The sequence below is a fragment of the Streptomyces tremellae genome, from assembly GCF_039540215.1.
In the GTDB taxonomy this organism is placed as follows: Bacteria; Actinomycetota; Actinomycetes; order Streptomycetales; family Streptomycetaceae; genus Streptomyces; species Streptomyces tremellae.
This window is the reverse complement of sequence record NZ_BAABEP010000002.1, coordinates 81,361-97,925: the sequence shown is the minus strand read 5'-3', so window position 1 is coordinate 97,925 and position 16,565 is coordinate 81,361. Positions and strand designations below refer to the sequence as shown.

Here is a 16,565-nt window from a genome sequence, read left to right as displayed (position 1 = left end):
CCCGCCGGGCGTCGGGCGGGGGCTGGCGTACGTCGAGGGCCCGGCCCCGCAGCTGTGACAGCTGTGGGGCCGGGCCCTCGATGTGCGTGCGGGGAGCGTCATCGCGCTCAGCCGGGGGACGAGGCCGTCGCGTCCGCTGCGTCCGGGGCGGGCTCTGCGGCTGCTGTCGGCTCCCGGGACGGCGGCGGCTGCGGGGGCGTGTCCGGCAGGGGCGAGGCAGGCCAGGGCACGTTGGTGAACTTGGAGGTCACGGTCAACTCCTCGTGTCGGGGCGGGTGAGGGGGTGGGTGCGCAGGGAGCGGGCGAGGGGGTAGCAGGCGGCGACGGCGAGCGCGGCGCTGGCGGCGAGGAGCACGGCGACCAGCGGGCGGCCGCCGGCGTCGAGGGCGAGGGCGATGCCCAGCGGCGGCAGCGACGCGAGCGCGGTCGCCCCGCTGACGACGGCCTGGTAGCGGCCGGTGGCGCCGGGCGGGGCGGCGGTGGAGATGTAGGCACCGACGGCAACGCTGTAGAGGACTTCGCCGGGAACCAGGACGACGGCGGCGATCGCGTATCCGGTGACGGTGTGCTGGAAGGCGGCGATGGTGATGCCGAGGCCGAGGATCGCGGAGCCGGTGGCGAGCACGGGGACGATCGGGAAGCGGACGGTGTCGCCGCCGCCGACGAGCAGGCGCATCAGGGGCGGAGTCAGAGCGAGAACCGCGACGGTGTTGGCGACCATGGCCAGCCCGAATCCCGTGGCGGGGAGCTGGTCGTCGGTCATCAGGAGAGGGAGGACCGAGACGAGCCCCCAGGCGCAGATCATCGAGCAGACGGCGACCACGGTGATCCAGCGCAGCGTGGGATCGCCGAGGACCTGCCGGTAGCCGACCGAGGGGGCGTCGGCGATGGCCGCCTTGGGGGCCAGGAACCGGCGGGCGACGAGTGCGAAGGCCAGGCACACGACGGCGTTGATGACGAACAAGGTCCGGTAGCCGTGATGGTGGGCGAGGTAGCCGCCGGCGCCGCCGCAGACCGCGATGCCCACGTTGCTGGCGAAGTAGGTCCAGGTCTGGGCGCGCGTGCGGCCGGCCTCGGTGGGGATCGCCTCGTTGATGGCGGCCGAGACGGCCGGCCGGTGGGCCTCCATGGTCAGCCCCAGGCACACGGCGACGGCGAGCAGCGCGGGCAGGGAGGTGGCGACGGCGAGCGCGAGGCACGCGAGCGCGGACAAGATCATCAGGGAGACCAGGGCGGTGCGCTGGCCGAGCCGGTCGGTGAGCGCGCCGGCCGATGCCTGGCCCAGGCACCAGCCGATCCCGAAGGCGGTGAGCGCGGCGCCGGCCGCGGTAGTGCCGTGTCCGGTCCCGTTGGTCCCGTCGGCCACGTAGTAGCCGAGGAAGTCCCAGCTGTATCCGCCGGCCTTCACCACGAGCGAGCTGATGATCAGGATCCGGACGACGGAGCGTGCCGTCCCCGCGGTGGGCACGGCGGCGGTGGCCGGTGCGTGTGTGGCCATGCGGCGTCTCCCTGCAGATCCCGTCTGCGGTTGTCAGGGTGGGGGTGGACAGCCCGAAGGCGGCCGAACCAGAGGTGCGGCCGCCTTCGGTGTGATGCTCGTGTGCCTTACGGGCGCACGGAGCGTACGGATCGGACGGAACTCTTGCGGCAAGGGCGCATGAACCTCTCCTGTTCACTAGTGCCGGCCCCCGGGATGGGGATGTGGTGAAGGTATGGGCAGGTCAGCCGGGCAGTGGCCGTTCCGGTGCACCCCGGACATGCTTGAAAGGTGAAGCATGTCCGGGGTGCACCGATTCCCGGGTGAGGCCGACGGTCATGCCGCGCGGCCGTGGGGTTCTGCCGGCTCCAGCGGTGCGGAGGAGGCGGCGGGACGCAGCAGTTGGAGAAGGTCGGGTCGCGGGATGCCGAACTGCCGCGCCGCCTGGTCGGTGATGGCGGCAACGGTCTCCTCGGCCGTGTCGGGCTGGTGCTGGGCGAGCCAGCTGAGGAGCTGCTGCACGGCGGGTGAACGGCCGGAGCCCGCCGCGAAGTCGGCGAGAGCGGCCCGTGTGATCACCTCGGCGAGTGCCTGAGCGGGGAGGGTGTCGTGCAGGCGGTCGGCCGCGAGGTGTGCGAGGTCCGCGGCGACCTCCCGGACGGCGTCCGCAGTGCGATGACGCAGGACCCATCGGGCTCGCCGCTCGGGGTCGTCCCACAGGGCGGAGAACAGGACCGGGTCGAGGCGTCGGCGGAGCTGCTCGGCGTGGGCCGGCAGAGCCGGGCGGTCGCGGTGGGTTGGCCAGCGGGAGGCGGCGGGTCGGCGGCGGTGGGCGGCCCAGTTCTCGGCGACGGGCCGTGACCACATGGGCCGGTTGCCGACCATGGCCTGCGGTTCGGGAACGGCGCCCTGGCCGCGGCTGATGTAGGCGCGCAGCGCCGAGGCGCTGATGGAGGCGGCCGCGGCGAGGGCGGGGGTGCCGATCAGTCGGTCACCGGCGAGTTCGGGAGCGGTGAGGGTGACCACGCAGGACTGAAGCGGCAGTCGGTCGGCGGCCGTGGTGCGGCGGGCGGCCCAGAGGGCCAGGTCGTGCAGCCACTGCGCGGCGTCCACGGCTTCGCTCTGTCCGGTGAGCGTGGAGGCCTGGTGCAGGTGCCCGCGGACGGGGTCGGCGAGCGGGTCGTCGAGGAGGTCGGCGGCGGTGCTGGTGGCCGCGCCGGGCACGGGCTGTTCCTCGAAGGCGCCGGCGTCTTCGTCCCACAGCTGGGGCGGCCGGAGCCAGCGGGTGCCGTTCCACCAGTAGCCGCCGGCGCGGGAGACCAGCGGCTGGCCGGGCTGCCAGTTCCACGGGCCGGTGCCGTCGGGGCCGGTGCCGTACAGCAGGACGGTGCGGCCCATCTGCGGGTGGGCGCGGACGATCCACGCGAAGCCGGCGCGCTGCGGGTCCGGCGTCGGCCGGGACGCACCAGCGCCCGGGGGCGGGTCGGCGGTCAGGTGGGTGTCGTCGACGAACGGCAGGCCGGGGACGGGGTGGTCGGTGCTGGCGCCGTTCGCGAGGAGCCGGTGTGAAGCCATGGTCGTGGTGTCCTTCGAGCAGGGGGCGGCGACAGGGCGGTCAGGCGATGCGGCGGGTGGGCGCGGGGGCCGTATCCCGGCGGGCTCCGACGGCCCGGCCGGCAGCCCGCGCAGGAGGACCGCGTACTCCTGTGCCCGCAGCGGCTCGTGGAACAGCGGGTCTGCTCCGGTGAGGCTGAGGACGGCGACCAGGTGCGGCCCGGACAGGACCGGGGTGGCCAGGGTGCACAGGCCGGGACATCGGCGCAGCGCGATCCGGGTGGAGCGGATGGTGTCCCCGGTGGCGGCCGGCAGGCCGAGGGGCCGGCCGTCGGCGCTGACGGCGAGTTCGGCGGGTACGTAGGCGAGCGCGGCCCGGCCGGCGGCGGTGGCACGCAGGTCGTCGTGATGCTGCGCGGCCGCGGTGCGCAGCCCGGGGAGCGGGCAGGCCAGGTCGACGAGGGTGAGGTGCAGTCCGAGGCCGATCCGGAAGCGCGGCTCGTGCCAGGCCGTGGCGAGCCCGGTTTCGTGCTGCAGGTCTTCGACGATGCGGCGGACCGGCTCCGTCGTGGCGGCCGTGACGGTGGGATCGGGGGTGAGCGGTGCGGCGTCGCGGGCGAGCCGGTAGGTGCCGCGGCGGGTGCCGGACTCGACGAGGTGCTCCAGGGCGGCGGCCTTGAGGAGCTTGGAGGCGTGCGAGGGCTGCAGGCCCGCGGAGCGGGCGATGTCGGCGAGTTGGTGTTCCTGGTCGGCGCCCAGGCGCAGCAGCGCGCGAAGGACGCGGAAGCCGCGGCCGGCGGACTGCGGCGGCTGGCGGCCGTCGGTCATGGCGGCCAGGACCGGGGGGACGGCGGGCGGGGACCAGTACGCCGAGGAGGTGGGTCTCTGCGGGATGTCGATGGACATGCGACCTCCGGGTCAGTGATGCGCGGCGGGGCTCCAGACGTCGAGGGGGGTGCCGGGGAGCCGGCCTCACGGGCGCGGCTCCGCGTCGGCGACATCGAGGAGGGTCAGGGGCGGTAGGGGCGGCGGCGCGGCTGGGAGCTCGGCGGCTCGGCGGGGGCCGGCACGGCGACGTCGTCGTCCACGTCGTCATTCGCCGGGACGCCGCTGTAGCGGGGTTCCACGAACAGGTGCTGGGCCCGCCATTCCGGGTGCGGGGACAGCGGGGCGGGACGGGGCCGGCGTACGGCGCCTTCGGTGCGGCCCGGCGGGATGCGGCGTTGGGTGTGCACGAAACGTCTCCTTGTTCTACTTCAGGCCCGGCAGGGCGACGCCTGTGCTGGTGTCGGTAGGCAGCGGCTGGTCGGGACAGCCGTTCAGGATGCGGGCCATGGCCGCCTTCTCCGGCTTGGTGACCCACAGGTGGTACTTGGCCTTGACCGCGACCTGCCGTGCGACGTACGAGCAGCGGAAGGTCTTGTTCGGGGGAAGCCAGGAGGCCGCGTCCGCGTCGGACTTCGCGGAGTTCGCCGGGCCCGAGGCGGCAACCAGATTGAGGGGGTCGTTGCCCAGGGCACGCCTTTGTTCCTGGGTGAGTTGGGCGGCCCCGACCCGCCAGCTCGCGCCGAGGGCGACGGCGTGGTCGATCTGGACCTGCGCGCTCTGCGGGCCGCGGATGAAGTGGATGTTCTTGCCGGTGTAGGGGTCGGCGAGGGTGCCGGTGGCGACCACGCAGCGGGAGGTCCCCTTGTACGTGATGTTCTGCAGGTCGCGACGCAGAACATCATTTCGGGTATCGCATGAATTGCCCGATCCAGGTGCGGTGGTGGTGTCCGACCAGGCCGACCCGAACTTGGCCTCACGGTCGTATCCGGTCATCGGGGCGGGGCCCTTGACTGCGAGCTGGGCGAGGGCGTTCTGGGCGGTGCCGGCCGCCGCCGGGCCCTGGACGGCGGCCTTCGCATTGTCGGGCTGGTCGGCGGCGGCGGAGCAGCCGGTCAGTGTGGCGGCGAGGGCGAGGGCGGCCAGTGCCGTGCGGCGGAGGGTGGGGTTCAACTCGGCGGTACCTCTTCCGGGTCCGGGTGGGCGCCGGGTCCGCGGCGCCCCTTGATGATCACGCAGTGAGCGGGTGGGACGAGGCAGGGGTGTGCAGGGCGTGCGCGAACGCCCTGACCTGTTCCACGGCGCCGTCGAGGCCGGCCGGTGCGTGTTCCTGCAGCAGGGGCCGGATCAGCGGGGAGCCGATCACGACTCCGTCGAGGAAAGGGGCGACCTGGCCCGCGAGTTGAGGCGTCGAGATGCCGATGCCTCCGACGACGGGCAGTTGGGAGTGGGTGCGCAGCCGTGCAGTGAAGTCGCTCAGCGCGGGCAGGTCCAGTTCACCCTGGTAGCCGGTGGGGGCGGAGGCGGCCGGGGCGTAGATCCAGCCGGAGGCGGCCTCGGCGATGGCGGCCAGGTGATCGTCGTCGGCGTCGCGCGGGGCGAACTGCGGGGTGTGGATGCCGGCCGCTCGGGCAGCGTCGATCCATTCGCCGGCCGCTGACACGGGCAGGTCGGGGATCATCGCACCGGCGGCACCGGCCTGGGCGAGGTCCTGGGCGAAGCGGGCGGGTCCGTCGAAGTCGAGGACGGACGCCCAGTAGCTCATGGCGACCACCGGGACGCCGGTGCTGGAGGCGGCCAGGCGGATGGTGGAGAAGACGTGCGCCATGCGCGCGCCCTGGCTCAGGGCCTGGGCATGGGCGGCGCAGATGTCCGGTCCGTCGAGGGCCGGGGTGCGGTGCGGGACACCGACCTCGAGGAAGTCGGCGCCATGGCGGGTGAAGGCGCGGAGCGTCTCGATCCCGGCGGTCCAGTTGGGGAAGCCAGCGGGCAGGAACGCGCCGAGGGCCGGGCGGCGGCGCTGCTTCAGCAGTGCGGTCAACTCGGTGGCAGCAGGGGTGAGCGTGGTCATGGCGTGGTGCCTTTCGCGAAGCGGGGGTCGGGCTTCCGGGAGGGCGGGCGAGGCGGGCCCGGCCACTGCGCTGGGCGCATCGTGGCCGGGCAGGAGCGGGAGCCGACGAATAAGGGGAAGGGCCGCCGTGTTCAACGGCGCGAGTCCTCGAACCGGTCAGCGGACTCAGTGGGTCAGCGCGACGGGAGCGGTGATGGTGACGTCAAGGAGCTGTGCTATCCGGTCCAGGGAGGTATGGCAGTCCGCCGCATTGCGGCCGGTGACCACCCAGTGGGCGAGCCGGTCGTTGAGCGTGGCGTGCGGCGGCGCGGAGACGAAGGCACCGGGACGCTGGCTGAGAACGGCCCGCTCCAGCATGCGCATCCGTCCGGCGTCGGGGTGAAACGCCAAGCGCTCCAGTACGCCGGTTTCGTCGGGATAGGCGAAGCGGATGGCTGCGGCCGTGTCCGCGGTGGGCTCCAGGGCCGGAGCAGTGCCCGTGGCGAGGTTGACGGCGATCTGGGCCAAGTCGATCCCGAGGGCGTGCTGGGCCAGGAGAGGGAGGAGGTCGCCGCCGAGCCGGCCGTTGACCTCGACGATGCGTGGACCAGTCGCGGTGAGCATCACCTCGATGCACAGAACGCCGAGAGTGAGGCCGAGGGCATCGACGGCCGCCGAGATGACATGGGCGAGTTCGGCGTCGTGTAGCAGGGGGTCGGCGGCGTCGATCACATGCCCGTACTCCTGCGTCGTTCCGGGCGGCGCGGGCAGCTTCCGGGTGACAGCCAGGATGCAGGCTCGTCCGGCGCCGAGGACGGCGGTTTCCACACTGATCTCGGCTCCCTCCAGGTACTCCTCGACGAGCACACCGGCCGGTCCGTACTGCTCGAGACCGAGAACCGTCTCGCTGCTGGCCCGCTCGTAGGCCTCGCGGATCTGGGTGCGGTTGTCCGCGCGGACGACGCCGGCGCTGCCCGCCTGCGACCGGGGCTTGACCATCACCGGGTATCCGATCGTTTCGGCGTGGGCGAGGGCTGCTTCCAGGGTGGGCGCCTCCATCGCCCGGGCGGATGGCACGTTGTACTGGTCCAGCAGTCGCCGCGTGGTGGCCTTGTCGCGGGCCGCTGCCATCGCTCCTGCTGGGCTCGACGGCAGGCCCAGCATCTGAGCGGTCTCGGCCGCGGTCACCACGTGGTGCTCCATGTAGGTCATGACGCCGGCGACGTTGTGGTCCGTGGCGAACGCCTTGACCGCGGCGGCGACGTCGGCGGGGTCGCTGACGTCGGCGCGGATGTGGGGGTGGTCGGTCGCCAGGTACGGGATCGTCCACGCGGGGGCGGCGGTGTCCACGAGAACGACGGGGTGTTCCGTGGCGGCGATGCGGGAGAGGACGAACTCGCGGTACGCGGCGCCGCCGTCTCCGCCGGCGCCGATGAGGAGGACGAAAGAACGGGAGGACATTGAGTCTCCAGGGATGAGGTACGGGCTGGATGGGTGGCTGAATGTCTCTGGAGGAGGTCAGGCCGAGAAGGTGGTCGGCTGTGGCTCGCGACGCATGAGGGCGGCCAGCGGAATACAGGAGGCAGCACCGAGAAGGCCGCAGAGTGCTGTCATTGCGGCGACGAGGTGCGGGCCGCCGTTGGTGAGGGACCAGCCGGCAATGAGGGGCGCGCAGATGACGGCGGCCGCCAGGGTGGCTCCCCAAATGCCGGCGTAAAGGCCTCGCGCGTGTGCGGGGGCGATGTGGTCCAGAGTCACGGTTGCGGTGACGAAGAGGACGATCTCGCCGGGTATGCCGATGCAAGCCGCGATCACGTAGCCCAGGGTGGTGGTGGCGAAGCCAGCTGAGCCCAGGCCCATGCCCAGGATCAGCGCGCTGCAGGCCAGGAGCGGAACGAGAGAGGTGCCTCGAGCGGCCCGGCGTGCCAGCCACGCGTTCAGCGGCACGGACAACAGGAGTACCGCGCCGGCACTGGCAACCTGCGTCCATCCGTAAGCAGATGCGGGCAGTCCAGCGTCGGCCATCAGCAGAGGGAGGATGCTGAACAGGCCGGCGACGGGAATCAGAGCGGTGAAGCTGGTGAACCACAGCACCCACAGCCGCAGGTCACGCAGCGCACTGCGAAGAGCGCTGTTGCCCGACGGAGCCGTGGAGCGCGCGCTGTCCGCTGGCATGTAGTACGCCGCGCCGAGGGCGAAGAGGGCACAGGCGCCCGCGTTGATCCAGAACAAGGTCGACAGGCCGGTGATGTCCACCAGGAGGCCGCCGGCGCCGCCGGTGATGGCGGCACCGATGTTGATCCCGAAGTGTCGCCACCCCGCGATGCGGGTCCGGGTGACGTCGTCCGGGACGTGGTCGGCGACCACTGCGGAGATGACCGGCCGCGGCGCGTCGTACACAAGTCCGGCGACGACGGCCGCTGCAACAACGGCGACCGGGGTAGCAGCTTCTCCCAGAACGGGCAGTGCCAGGGCAGCCAGGGCCATCGCACCGACGAGCGTGGTGCGACGCCCCAGGACGTCGGCCGCCCGTCCCAGCACAATTTGACCGGCGAGCCAGCCGACGCCGAAAGCAGCGAGCACGAGGCTGACGCCGCGTGTGGAGAAGTGCAGTTCAACGAGTCGGTAGGAGAGGAACGGATAGCTGAAGCCCGCAGCCCGGACCAAGGTGGCTCCCACCACCAGTACCCAGACGACAGCCAGCCGCTCGCGGTTGGCACGGGACGGGAGCGCAGCGGAACTCGACGCAGCGGGGGTGGATGCACGTGTGGTTGACAACGTGTACTCCAGAAGGGATTCGACCGCATGCTCACTGACGCGGGCAGTACGAATGCTGGGGTGGTTGTTGCTGGCAGCGCGCCTGGGGCTGCGCTGGTCCGCGTCCGGGAGGGGGCCCGGCCGCCGTCGCGGATGCGCGGCGGCCGGGGAGGAGCCGGAGTCAGCCGGCGAGGTGGAATTTGATCATGTCCTGGCGTATCCAGCCGTACGTGCCGGCGGGCAGTCCGCCCTTGGACCGCTTCTTGAGCTTGGCCTTGTACCAGGAGCCGCTCTTGCAGTAGAGGGCCAGCTGGTCCTTGTCGTAGACCAGGCCCTTCGACTTGTACGAAGTCGACGGGCCGCTGCGGAAGTTGATGCCGTTGCCGTCGACTTCCGCGCTCTGGTCGTAGGTGGAGCAGCCGCTGGCAGCCGACGCGGTCGGTGCGAGCGCGGCGGCGCCGCCGGCCAGCAGGGAGACGGACAGGGCGACGGTGGCGAAGCGCTTGAGTGCTGGCATGACCTTCATGCCCCTTTCATGAGGTGGATGGGCCCGGTGGCCCGCTAGTGCGGGCCACCGGAGCCGGGGCGCTGTGCAGCGCCCCGGCGGGGATGTCAGCCCTGGTCGGCGCCCTGGCGGCCGGTGCGGCGCTTGCCGTAGCCGACGGCGCCCACGGCTGCAAGGCCGGCGGCAAGGAGGCCACCGGCGGTCAGAGCGAGCGCCGTGTTCCCGTCCGCGCCGGTGTGCGCGAGGCTCCCGGCGGGCTTGAGGTTGTCGCTGGCGCTGATCTGCTCGGTGGTTCCGCCCTTGGGCGTGCTGGCGTTGTCGGAGCCGCCCTTGCCCGAATCGCCCTCGTCGGAGCCCTCACTGCCCGAGGTCGGGTCCGGCGACGGCCCGATGGTCGGGTCGGTGCCCGGGTCCGTCGTCGGCGGGTCCGTGGGATCCGTCGTGGGCGGGTCCGTGGGATCCGTCGTCGGAGGATCGGTCGGGTCCGTCGTGGGCGGGTCCGTGGGATCCGTCGTCGGAGGATCGGTCGGGTCCGTCGTCGGCGGGTCCGTGGGATCCGTCGTGGGCGGGTCCGTCGGGTCCGTCGTGGGCGGGTCCGTGGGATCGGTCCCCGGCTCGGTCGGGTCGGTGGTCGGCGGGTCCGTCGGATCGGTCGTGGGCGGGTCGGTCGGGTCGGTCCCCGGCTCGCCGGTCGGCCCCGGGCTCGGGGTGTCGGCGTTCGCCGAGACCTCAAGCTTCAGATCGAGCAGTCCCTCCTCCGCCGAGACGGATGCCTTCGGCTCCGGGGAGCCGGTGGCGGCGATCGCCGCCGGGGCGGCCAGCGCCGCCGAGGCGGCCACGACGACGGTGGTCGCCGCGACGCGGCGCAGCACGCCTGGTCGGGTCTTTCGCATGGGTGAGATCAGCCTCCACTGCTGCACGGCAGGCTCGACCGGTCAGCGCACGCTGCGCCGAGGCGAAGTACCTGCTGGTGAAGCGATCATGGAAGTGACGGCCTGTGGACAGAGTCCGGAGATTTCCGGGCCCGAGCCGGCCACGCGGAAGATGCCTGTGGACACAGAACGCGGAGCACGATGGGAGGTTGCCGTGGCTGCTGCGGGCCGAGGACCGGGCTCGGGCTGCTCGTCGGTTCCCGCCGGCCTGCGCCTGTCACCATGGGGCGATGACCCTCGTGATCGCACTCGCTGTCGGCACCGTGGCCGGGTACCTGATCAGGTGCTGGCGTCCGGCCCGGCGGGTGGTGCGGTGGGCGCAGCGCCAGGAGGTGGGCACCGCGGCGTGGTGGCCGGCTCAGCCGGTGCTCGCCACCGCGGTGATCGTGATGTACGTCGTCTATCCGCGCCGGAGCGTGAGCAACGCCCGCTCGTGGCAGCAGGAGCCGCGGGTGGATGCTCCGCAGCTCGATCCCGAGTGGGCGGCCAGGCGCCGCTCTTCGTGAGCGAGAGGGGGCCGCACAGCGTGAGGCCCGGCGCACACACGGGGGGATGCGCGCCGGGCTCTGCGCTCACGGTAGCCGCGGGTCTGCCCGGTGCGGAGGCGATTGCGCGAGTTCATTTTGATTCGGCCAGCGGCTCGGCTGATTTGAGCTCCGCACCCGCCGGGGTGAGGGCGAGGTGGCGGCGGGTGGCCAGGAGCAGGAGCAGGCCGAGCGCGGCGCCGCCGGCCGCGACTCCGGCCGCGGCGGCCGGGAGGGTGGAGGGCACGAGGCCGGCGAGTGCTGTGCCGGCTGCCTGGCCCAGGCCCAGGCAGGCGATCAGCCAGGCCGAGGCTTCGGCGAGGGTGTGCTTCGCGACGAGGCCGTCGAGCGCGTGGAAGCCGGTGACCAGGAGCGGCGCGAGGAAGAGGCCGGGCAGGACGGCGGCGGCGATGGCCAAGGCGGGGGCGGGATCGGCGAGCATGGGAAGCGAGCCGATCAGGAACCCGCCGCCGATGATCAGGAGTTGGCGGGCGGGGGAGCCTGGCCAGGTGCGGCGGCCGTAGAGCAGTCCGCCGGTCAGACTGCCGACGGCGAGTGCGGCGGGGATCAGCGTGGACAGGTAGTCGGCGTGGTGGCGCTCCCCCGCCGCGAGCGCCACCACGTTCAGGGCCCCCAGGGTGATGCCCGCGCCGAACAGGGCGCCGGCCAGGGCGCGCAGGCCGGGGACGCGGATCGGGCCGAGCCAGTGTGTGCGGGTGGGAAGCGGCTGCCAGGTGCGGGTGGGCGGCGCGGAGAGGAACAGTCCGGCGCCGGCCAGGCCGATGGCAGCGGTGCCGGTGAGCACGAGGACGGTGCCGGTCAATGCGTCGAGGCCGAGGACGAGGAGCGGGCCGCCGATGAAAACGATCTCCTGGGCGCAGGCGTCGAGGGCGAGCGCGGCCCGGCGGTGCTGCGGATCGTCGACGACGTGCGGCCACAGGACGCGGAGCGCGGCCTCCAGGGGCGGGGTGCACAGTCCCGCGGCCGCGGCGATGACCGCGGCGGGTGTGGGGTGGTCGGCCGGGTGGAGGAAGGCGAGGGTCAGGAAGGCGGCGGTGGAGGCGAGGGAGGTGAGGCCGATGGCGAGACGGTGGCCGTGTCGGTCCAGCAGGCGTCCCCACAGCGGCTGTCCGATCGCGGCGGCCAGGCCGTATACGGCGGCGAGAATTCCGGCCAGGCTCAGCGTGCCGCCGTCGGCGCGCACGGCGAGCAGGATCGCCAGCGGGGCCATGGCGACGGGGAGGTGGCCGATGACCGCGCCGGCGAGCAGGCGGGTGACGTACGGGGCGGCCAGGACGTCGCGGTAGCGGGCAGCCGGCTGCCCAGAGGGTCTGCGCGGCCGGTGCACGAGGGGACTGATGGTCATGGGCGGGCGGTCCTTGGTGTCGTACGCAGGAAGGGAGCGCGCGCGGGTGACGGCGCGGGAGGAGAGAGCTGGCCCGTCCGGGAGACGGGCCAGCTGACGCGGAGGAGCCCTCATGGGCCGGTGGCGCCCGACGCCGGGGAACTGCCGGGCTCGGGCCCTGCGCCCGACCCCGCGCGACCGTGCACGTTTCCGCAGGTTCGAGCAGGTGGCCCGCCGCCACCGCGGAGGCGCTACTTTGACGGGGCGGACACCGCGGCTGCGTACGAGCGGTTCTCATCAGGCCGGCGCCTATCCGGCCTTGGGGAAGACCGGCGGGGTCCAACCGATGTACTTCGCGCCCCACTTGGTCTCGAAGAGCTCGGCGTCGACGACGTCGATGTAGCCCGGCCGCATGATGTCGTTGCTGGCGACCTTGCCGTCGCCGAGGTAGACGGCAATATGACCGGCTCTGTGGCCTGTGTCCCAATACATCAGGGCGCCGGCGGGCGGATGCCGGTCGCCGGCGTGCTGCATGGACTTCGGCACGACGCTGTAGTGGTCGATCGCGTAGTTGACGCCGCTGAAGTTCCAGCCGTACACGATCGCGGTGAAGGCCAGGCAGCGCTGGTACCACTCCTTGGAGGAGCCCGAGCCGGAGTTCTTCTTGGCCCAGGCGATGGCCTCGTCCACGGAACGCGGGTTGTTGAGCTTCCAGGTCTGCTTGCCGTCGGTGAACTTGCCGCCGGCGCTGCCGCCCGTGCCGCCAGCTCCCGGCTTGGCCACGCCGCAGCCGTTGTTCTCACTGGTGACCGGCTCGCTGTCGTCGCCGGCGGCCGCAGAGTCGGCGGAGCCGGTGGCGGAGCCTCCGCGCTCGAGGTTGATGCCGGCGTCCTTGGCGAGCTTGCGCATCGCCGTCTCGTGACCGGCGTACAGCTCGGGGTGGGCCGACTTCTGGACCTTCTGGGCGGCCGTGCCGAGGGGGAGCTTGGCCCAGCCCTCGATGTCGACGAGGCCGTCGTTGGTTCCGCGGCCGAGGAAGAACGATTCGGCGGAGTAGCTCGGCGTCATGATCTGCTGCTTGGTGCCCCAGTTCATGGAGGGCCGCTGCTGGAAGAGGCCGACGCTGTCGAGGTGGCCGTGGCCGAGGTTCTGCATGGTGCTTTCCTGCATCGCGGTCATGAGCCCGATGAGGGTGGCCCGGCCGGGCAGTTTGGCCTTCTTGGCCGCGTTGTCGATCACCTTGGCGTACTCGACCTGCTGCTCGTGCAGGGTGCCGGTGGCCTGGTTGCCGGAGCCGTCGGTCTCCGAGACGGCGGAGGCGTCCGCGGTGCCGGGCCCGGTGTCCTCGCAGTCGGCGGCGCTGGCCTGCCCGGCGGGGAAGAACATGCCGAGCAGGAGCAGCCCGACGAAGAAGACGACCATGGCGATGGCGCCGAACTTGAGCTGCGCGCCCTTCTTGACGACCCCGGATGCCTTGAGGGCGCCGCGCATGAGATCCCGCTGGTCCACGGCTACTCCTTCAGCCCGAGGACGCGGGTGACCATCCAGCGCGAGGCGGCATCAGCGCGCGCGACCTCGATGGTCAGGTGGCGGGTGTAGCGGTAGGACTCGGTGGCCTTGACGTCGAGGCTGACGTCGGCCTGCAGGTACACGCGGACCGAGGTGTCGGGGGCGGGCCGGTCCTTCGCGCTGGGCTGGCCGATGTCGACCTTGGTGGGCTTGGCCTCGGTGGCCTGGGCGGCCACCAGCTCGTTGAAGTCGCGGTCGTCGTGCTTCTTCAGGTTCTCCACCAGCGGGGTGGAGGCGTATGGGGCGGCGCGCTCGACGGCCGCCTTGTGACTGCCGTCCTCGACCGGGCGGCGCAGGGTGTAGGCGGTGACGAACGCGTTGGCGACGGCCTCGGGTTCATCCGCGACCGTGGGCGCGCTCGCGGTGGGCGTGGGCGAGGCGCTGGCCTGCTCCTCGGGGGCTTCGACGGTCGGGGTGGCCTTGGGCTTCGCGGTGTCGGCGCCGTGCCGGTCGGGCCACAGCCAGGCGGCGCCGGCCACGGCCGCGGCCAGGATCAGGGCGATGACCGGGATGACGGTGGGGGTTGGGGTCTTCTTGCGCTCCTCGCGGATCCACTCGGTGCGCTCGTCGCGGCGGGCCGAGTGCCACCGGCGCTTGGCCTTGCGGCGCTTGCGTCCGCGCAACTCGTCGATCTCGGGCGGGAGTTCCTCTTCGCGGAGCAGCTCGCGCCACTCGGCGGCGCTCTGCGGGACCGGCGCCCGGCCGGACTTCCCGCGGGATGCGGCGGAGTCGTTGTCGGAGGTTCGGGGCTTCTTCTCGTGCGTCACGGCGGGCTCCGTACGGGCGGCGCATAGGGGTATGCGGGCATGGCGAGATGGCCCCGGGGCGGTCCGGCCGCTTCTGCGGCCGGACCGCCGGGGATCTCGTGCGGGGAAAGGGGGGTGGGCGCGGGGCCCGGGTCAGGCGGGCTCAGGAACTCCGGCGCGGCCGGGGTGGCCGGGGCGGTCCGTGGCGGGTTCCGCTGGCCGGCAGGGCGCCGCTGCCCGGGGTCCGGCCGGGCGTACGCGGCGGCCGGGGAGTGGCCGGCGGCGGGAACGTGCGGAACCGGGCGCCGGTCGGGTTGGCCGGCCGGTTGATGACGGTGCCCTGGATGGTGGTGGGCCGGTGGGACGGGTTGGCCGGCGGGACCCCGGTACGCCGCGGTGCTCCGGGCCGCACGGTGTAGCCGCCTGCGGTGGTTCCGGCCGGTCCGGTGCGGCCGGGGCCGCCGGGCCTGCGGGGCGGTCCGGGGCGGGGCCCCGTGCCGGGGCGGGTGCGCCGTCCGCCAGGCGCACCGGGCCCGGTGCCTCCGGGGCCCGTGCCTCCGGGGCCGGTGCCGGCGGGACCGTGGGGCCCGGTCGGTGCGCCGGGCAGTCCCGGGGTGCCCGGCCTGCCGGGCCGGTGCGCCGTGGGCGGGTAGCTCGGCGGCGGCGGGATCGTGCGGCTGGGGCGGCTGCGGACGTCGCCGGTGTTGGACGACCCGCTCGATCCGCTGTCGTCGCTTCCTCCGCGGCCGCCGCCGCGGGGTTCGGGGGCGGGGTGGCGGTCCATGTCGCCGAAGCCGCCGCGGCGCCGGCCGCTGACGGCGCTACGCAGACGGCGCGCGGAGGCCATCCGGCCCAGGGTGCTGAGCACGCCGCGGCCGGCCATCTGGGCGCCGCCGGCGCTGACGATCCCATCGAGGCGTCCCTTGACCTTGAACGCCATGGCGGCCGCGCAGATGTTGAGGGCGCTGACCATGAGCCAGCCGTAGGTCGGCAGCAGCGACATCATTGCGACGCAGACCACCATGACCGAGCCGAGGAGCATGGTCGCGGTGAACGAAACCATCACCAGCCCGAGGAGCATTTCGAACCATTGCACGCCCCATTGGCGGGGTTTTCCTGGAATACACCAGAGGGTGGCGAATGCGACGCCGCAGACCAGCAGCATCAAGGCGCCGATGAGGCTGGCCAACGTCGTGAAGGCCAAGGTCAGGGCAAGGGCGCAGAAGATGACGCAGCTGATGATGCCGGCGATGAGGACGCCGATTCGTCCGCCCGGAGTGTGGCCCTGGCGCCACTGGACGGCTTCGCTGCCAACGGTGTCCGAGTTGAGCGTCTCGGACAGGTAGTCCTCGCGTGCGTCCATGTCGGTGCCGAGCTTGACGACCTCGTTGCCCCACTTCTGGCAGGCGGCGACGGACCCAAGATCCGCTATGCACCACGGCGTTGCGACATACGTTCGCCATACCGCGTCGCCGGCCTTGCGGACGGTGTTGTCCTTCTCGTTGTCCGACCACTTCGGGGTGGGGGTCTTGAACGGCATCGCCGAGTCGTCGTTGCCAGACAGGCCGGCCCCGATCGTGGACATGGCGACCGAGGCTCCCAACTGCCTGCCGTTGTCGACACCTTTGACCCAGGTAGCGGGGGCAACGAGGAAGGTGGTGGCGATCGCCGCGGACGCCGCGACCCAGGCGATCTGCCCCAGCGGGGAGGACTCCGACTTCTTGGCCCAGGCGACGAACCCGCCGACCGCGACGGCGGTCGGCAGGAACGTCGTCATCATCGGGCCGGCGGCAGCGCCGATCGCGTTGGAGATGGCGCCCTCAATCTCCGGGAGGTTGACCACGTTGAAGCACCACCCGACCACCACCACAGCGGCCCGGCCGACCAGGGTCAGCACCTGCATCAGCATGTTCCCGAACCCGTGCAGCCACCCGTCGATCAAGTCGCCGCCGGTCAGGTCGTCACTCAACTGCTTGTCGAGCTGGTACACCTCGGGGCTGTAGGACTCGAACAGGGTGCCCTGGCCCGGGGGTTTGAACGGGCTCGGCATCATGTCGCCAATGCCGCCCGGCTTGTACTTGTCGGAGTCGTCGGCGGCCGCGGCCGGGGCGAGGACGCCGAGGGTGGCCAGGATCCCCGTGGTGGGGAGCATCAGGGTGCGCAGCCGCGGCAGGGCGAGCCAGAGCCGGATCGCCGCGTAGCGGAATCGTTTCAGCAGGTCCTTCATGCCATCGGCTCCCGAACTTCGGCCACCGGGGTGACGGTGGCGCCGGCCGCGACC

Annotated in this window: 15 protein-coding genes; 1 reads left to right on the top strand and 14 read right to left on the bottom strand. The window is 72.7% G+C overall.

What is annotated here, in order from left to right:
• Window positions 1-107: 107 nt before the first annotated feature.
• From ABEA77_RS02395 to ABEA77_RS02350, 10 genes are all read right to left on the bottom strand, one after another.
• Window positions 108-251: a hypothetical protein gene (locus ABEA77_RS02395; RefSeq protein ID WP_345640427.1), complete on the bottom strand. Its 144-nt coding sequence runs from the start codon at window positions 249-251 to the stop codon at window positions 108-110.
• Between the two features lie 2 nt (window positions 252-253).
• A complete protein-coding gene (locus tag ABEA77_RS02390; RefSeq protein WP_345640425.1) occupies window positions 254-1,498 on the bottom strand; it encodes an MFS transporter in 1,245 nt (414 codons plus the stop codon).
• Window positions 1,499-1,813: 315 nt separating this feature from the next.
• The gene (locus ABEA77_RS02385; protein ID WP_345640422.1) at window positions 1,814-3,937 is read right to left on the bottom strand and encodes a hypothetical protein; all 2,124 of its coding nucleotides are present in this window, start codon (window positions 3,935-3,937) and stop codon (window positions 1,814-1,816) included.
• A 104-nt stretch (window positions 3,938-4,041) separates the two neighbouring features.
• A complete protein-coding gene (locus ABEA77_RS02380) occupies window positions 4,042-4,266 on the bottom strand; it encodes a hypothetical protein (RefSeq protein WP_345640419.1) in 225 nt (74 codons plus the stop codon).
• A 16-nt stretch (window positions 4,267-4,282) separates the two neighbouring features.
• The gene (locus tag ABEA77_RS02375) at window positions 4,283-5,029 is read right to left on the bottom strand and encodes an HNH endonuclease family protein (protein WP_345640416.1); all 747 of its coding nucleotides are present in this window, start codon (window positions 5,027-5,029) and stop codon (window positions 4,283-4,285) included.
• Window positions 5,030-5,087: 58 nt separating this feature from the next.
• Window positions 5,088-5,927 carry a tryptophan synthase subunit alpha gene (trpA, locus tag ABEA77_RS02370; RefSeq protein ID WP_345640413.1) on the bottom strand — a complete coding sequence of 280 codons (840 nt, stop codon included), beginning with the start codon at window positions 5,925-5,927 and terminating at the stop codon, window positions 5,088-5,090.
• Window positions 5,928-6,092: 165 nt separating this feature from the next.
• Window positions 6,093-7,367 (bottom strand): ATP-grasp domain-containing protein, encoded by a 1,275-nt coding sequence (locus tag ABEA77_RS02365; protein WP_345640410.1) that lies wholly within the window; start codon window positions 7,365-7,367, stop codon window positions 6,093-6,095.
• 57 nt (window positions 7,368-7,424) lie between these two features.
• A complete protein-coding gene (locus ABEA77_RS02360; protein WP_345640407.1) occupies window positions 7,425-8,585 on the bottom strand; it encodes an MFS transporter in 1,161 nt (386 codons plus the stop codon).
• Window positions 8,586-8,844: 259 nt separating this feature from the next.
• Window positions 8,845-9,180, bottom strand: a complete 336-nt coding sequence (locus tag ABEA77_RS02355) for an SH3 domain-containing protein (RefSeq protein ID WP_345640405.1) — start codon at window positions 9,178-9,180, stop codon at window positions 8,845-8,847.
• A 95-nt stretch (window positions 9,181-9,275) separates the two neighbouring features.
• On the bottom strand, window positions 9,276-10,061 hold the full coding sequence (locus ABEA77_RS02350) for a hypothetical protein (RefSeq protein WP_345640403.1): 786 nt from the start codon (window positions 10,059-10,061) through the stop codon (window positions 9,276-9,278).
• A 269-nt stretch (window positions 10,062-10,330) separates the two neighbouring features.
• On the opposite strand from ABEA77_RS02350, the gene ABEA77_RS02345 reads away from it, so the two are divergent.
• A complete protein-coding gene (locus tag ABEA77_RS02345; RefSeq protein WP_345640401.1) occupies window positions 10,331-10,606 on the top strand; it encodes a hypothetical protein in 276 nt (91 codons plus the stop codon).
• Between the two features lie 112 nt (window positions 10,607-10,718).
• Here the strand turns inward: ABEA77_RS02345 and ABEA77_RS02340 are convergent, their stop codons facing one another.
• The 4 genes from ABEA77_RS02340 to ABEA77_RS02325 all read right to left on the bottom strand — a co-directional run bounded on the left by ABEA77_RS02340 (window position 10,719) and on the right by ABEA77_RS02325 (window position 16,511).
• On the bottom strand, window positions 10,719-12,104 hold the full coding sequence (locus ABEA77_RS02340; protein WP_425588187.1) for an MFS transporter: 1,386 nt from the start codon (window positions 12,102-12,104) through the stop codon (window positions 10,719-10,721).
• A gap of 174 nt (window positions 12,105-12,278) precedes the next feature.
• A complete protein-coding gene (locus ABEA77_RS02335; RefSeq protein WP_345640396.1) occupies window positions 12,279-13,478 on the bottom strand; it encodes a peptidase M23 in 1,200 nt (399 codons plus the stop codon).
• 2 nt (window positions 13,479-13,480) lie between these two features.
• A complete protein-coding gene (locus tag ABEA77_RS02330; protein WP_345640394.1) occupies window positions 13,481-14,305 on the bottom strand; it encodes a hypothetical protein in 825 nt (274 codons plus the stop codon).
• A 142-nt stretch (window positions 14,306-14,447) separates the two neighbouring features.
• On the bottom strand, window positions 14,448-16,511 hold the full coding sequence (locus tag ABEA77_RS02325; RefSeq protein ID WP_345640391.1) for a hypothetical protein: 2,064 nt from the start codon (window positions 16,509-16,511) through the stop codon (window positions 14,448-14,450).
• Between the last annotated feature and the right edge of the window lie 54 nt (window positions 16,512-16,565).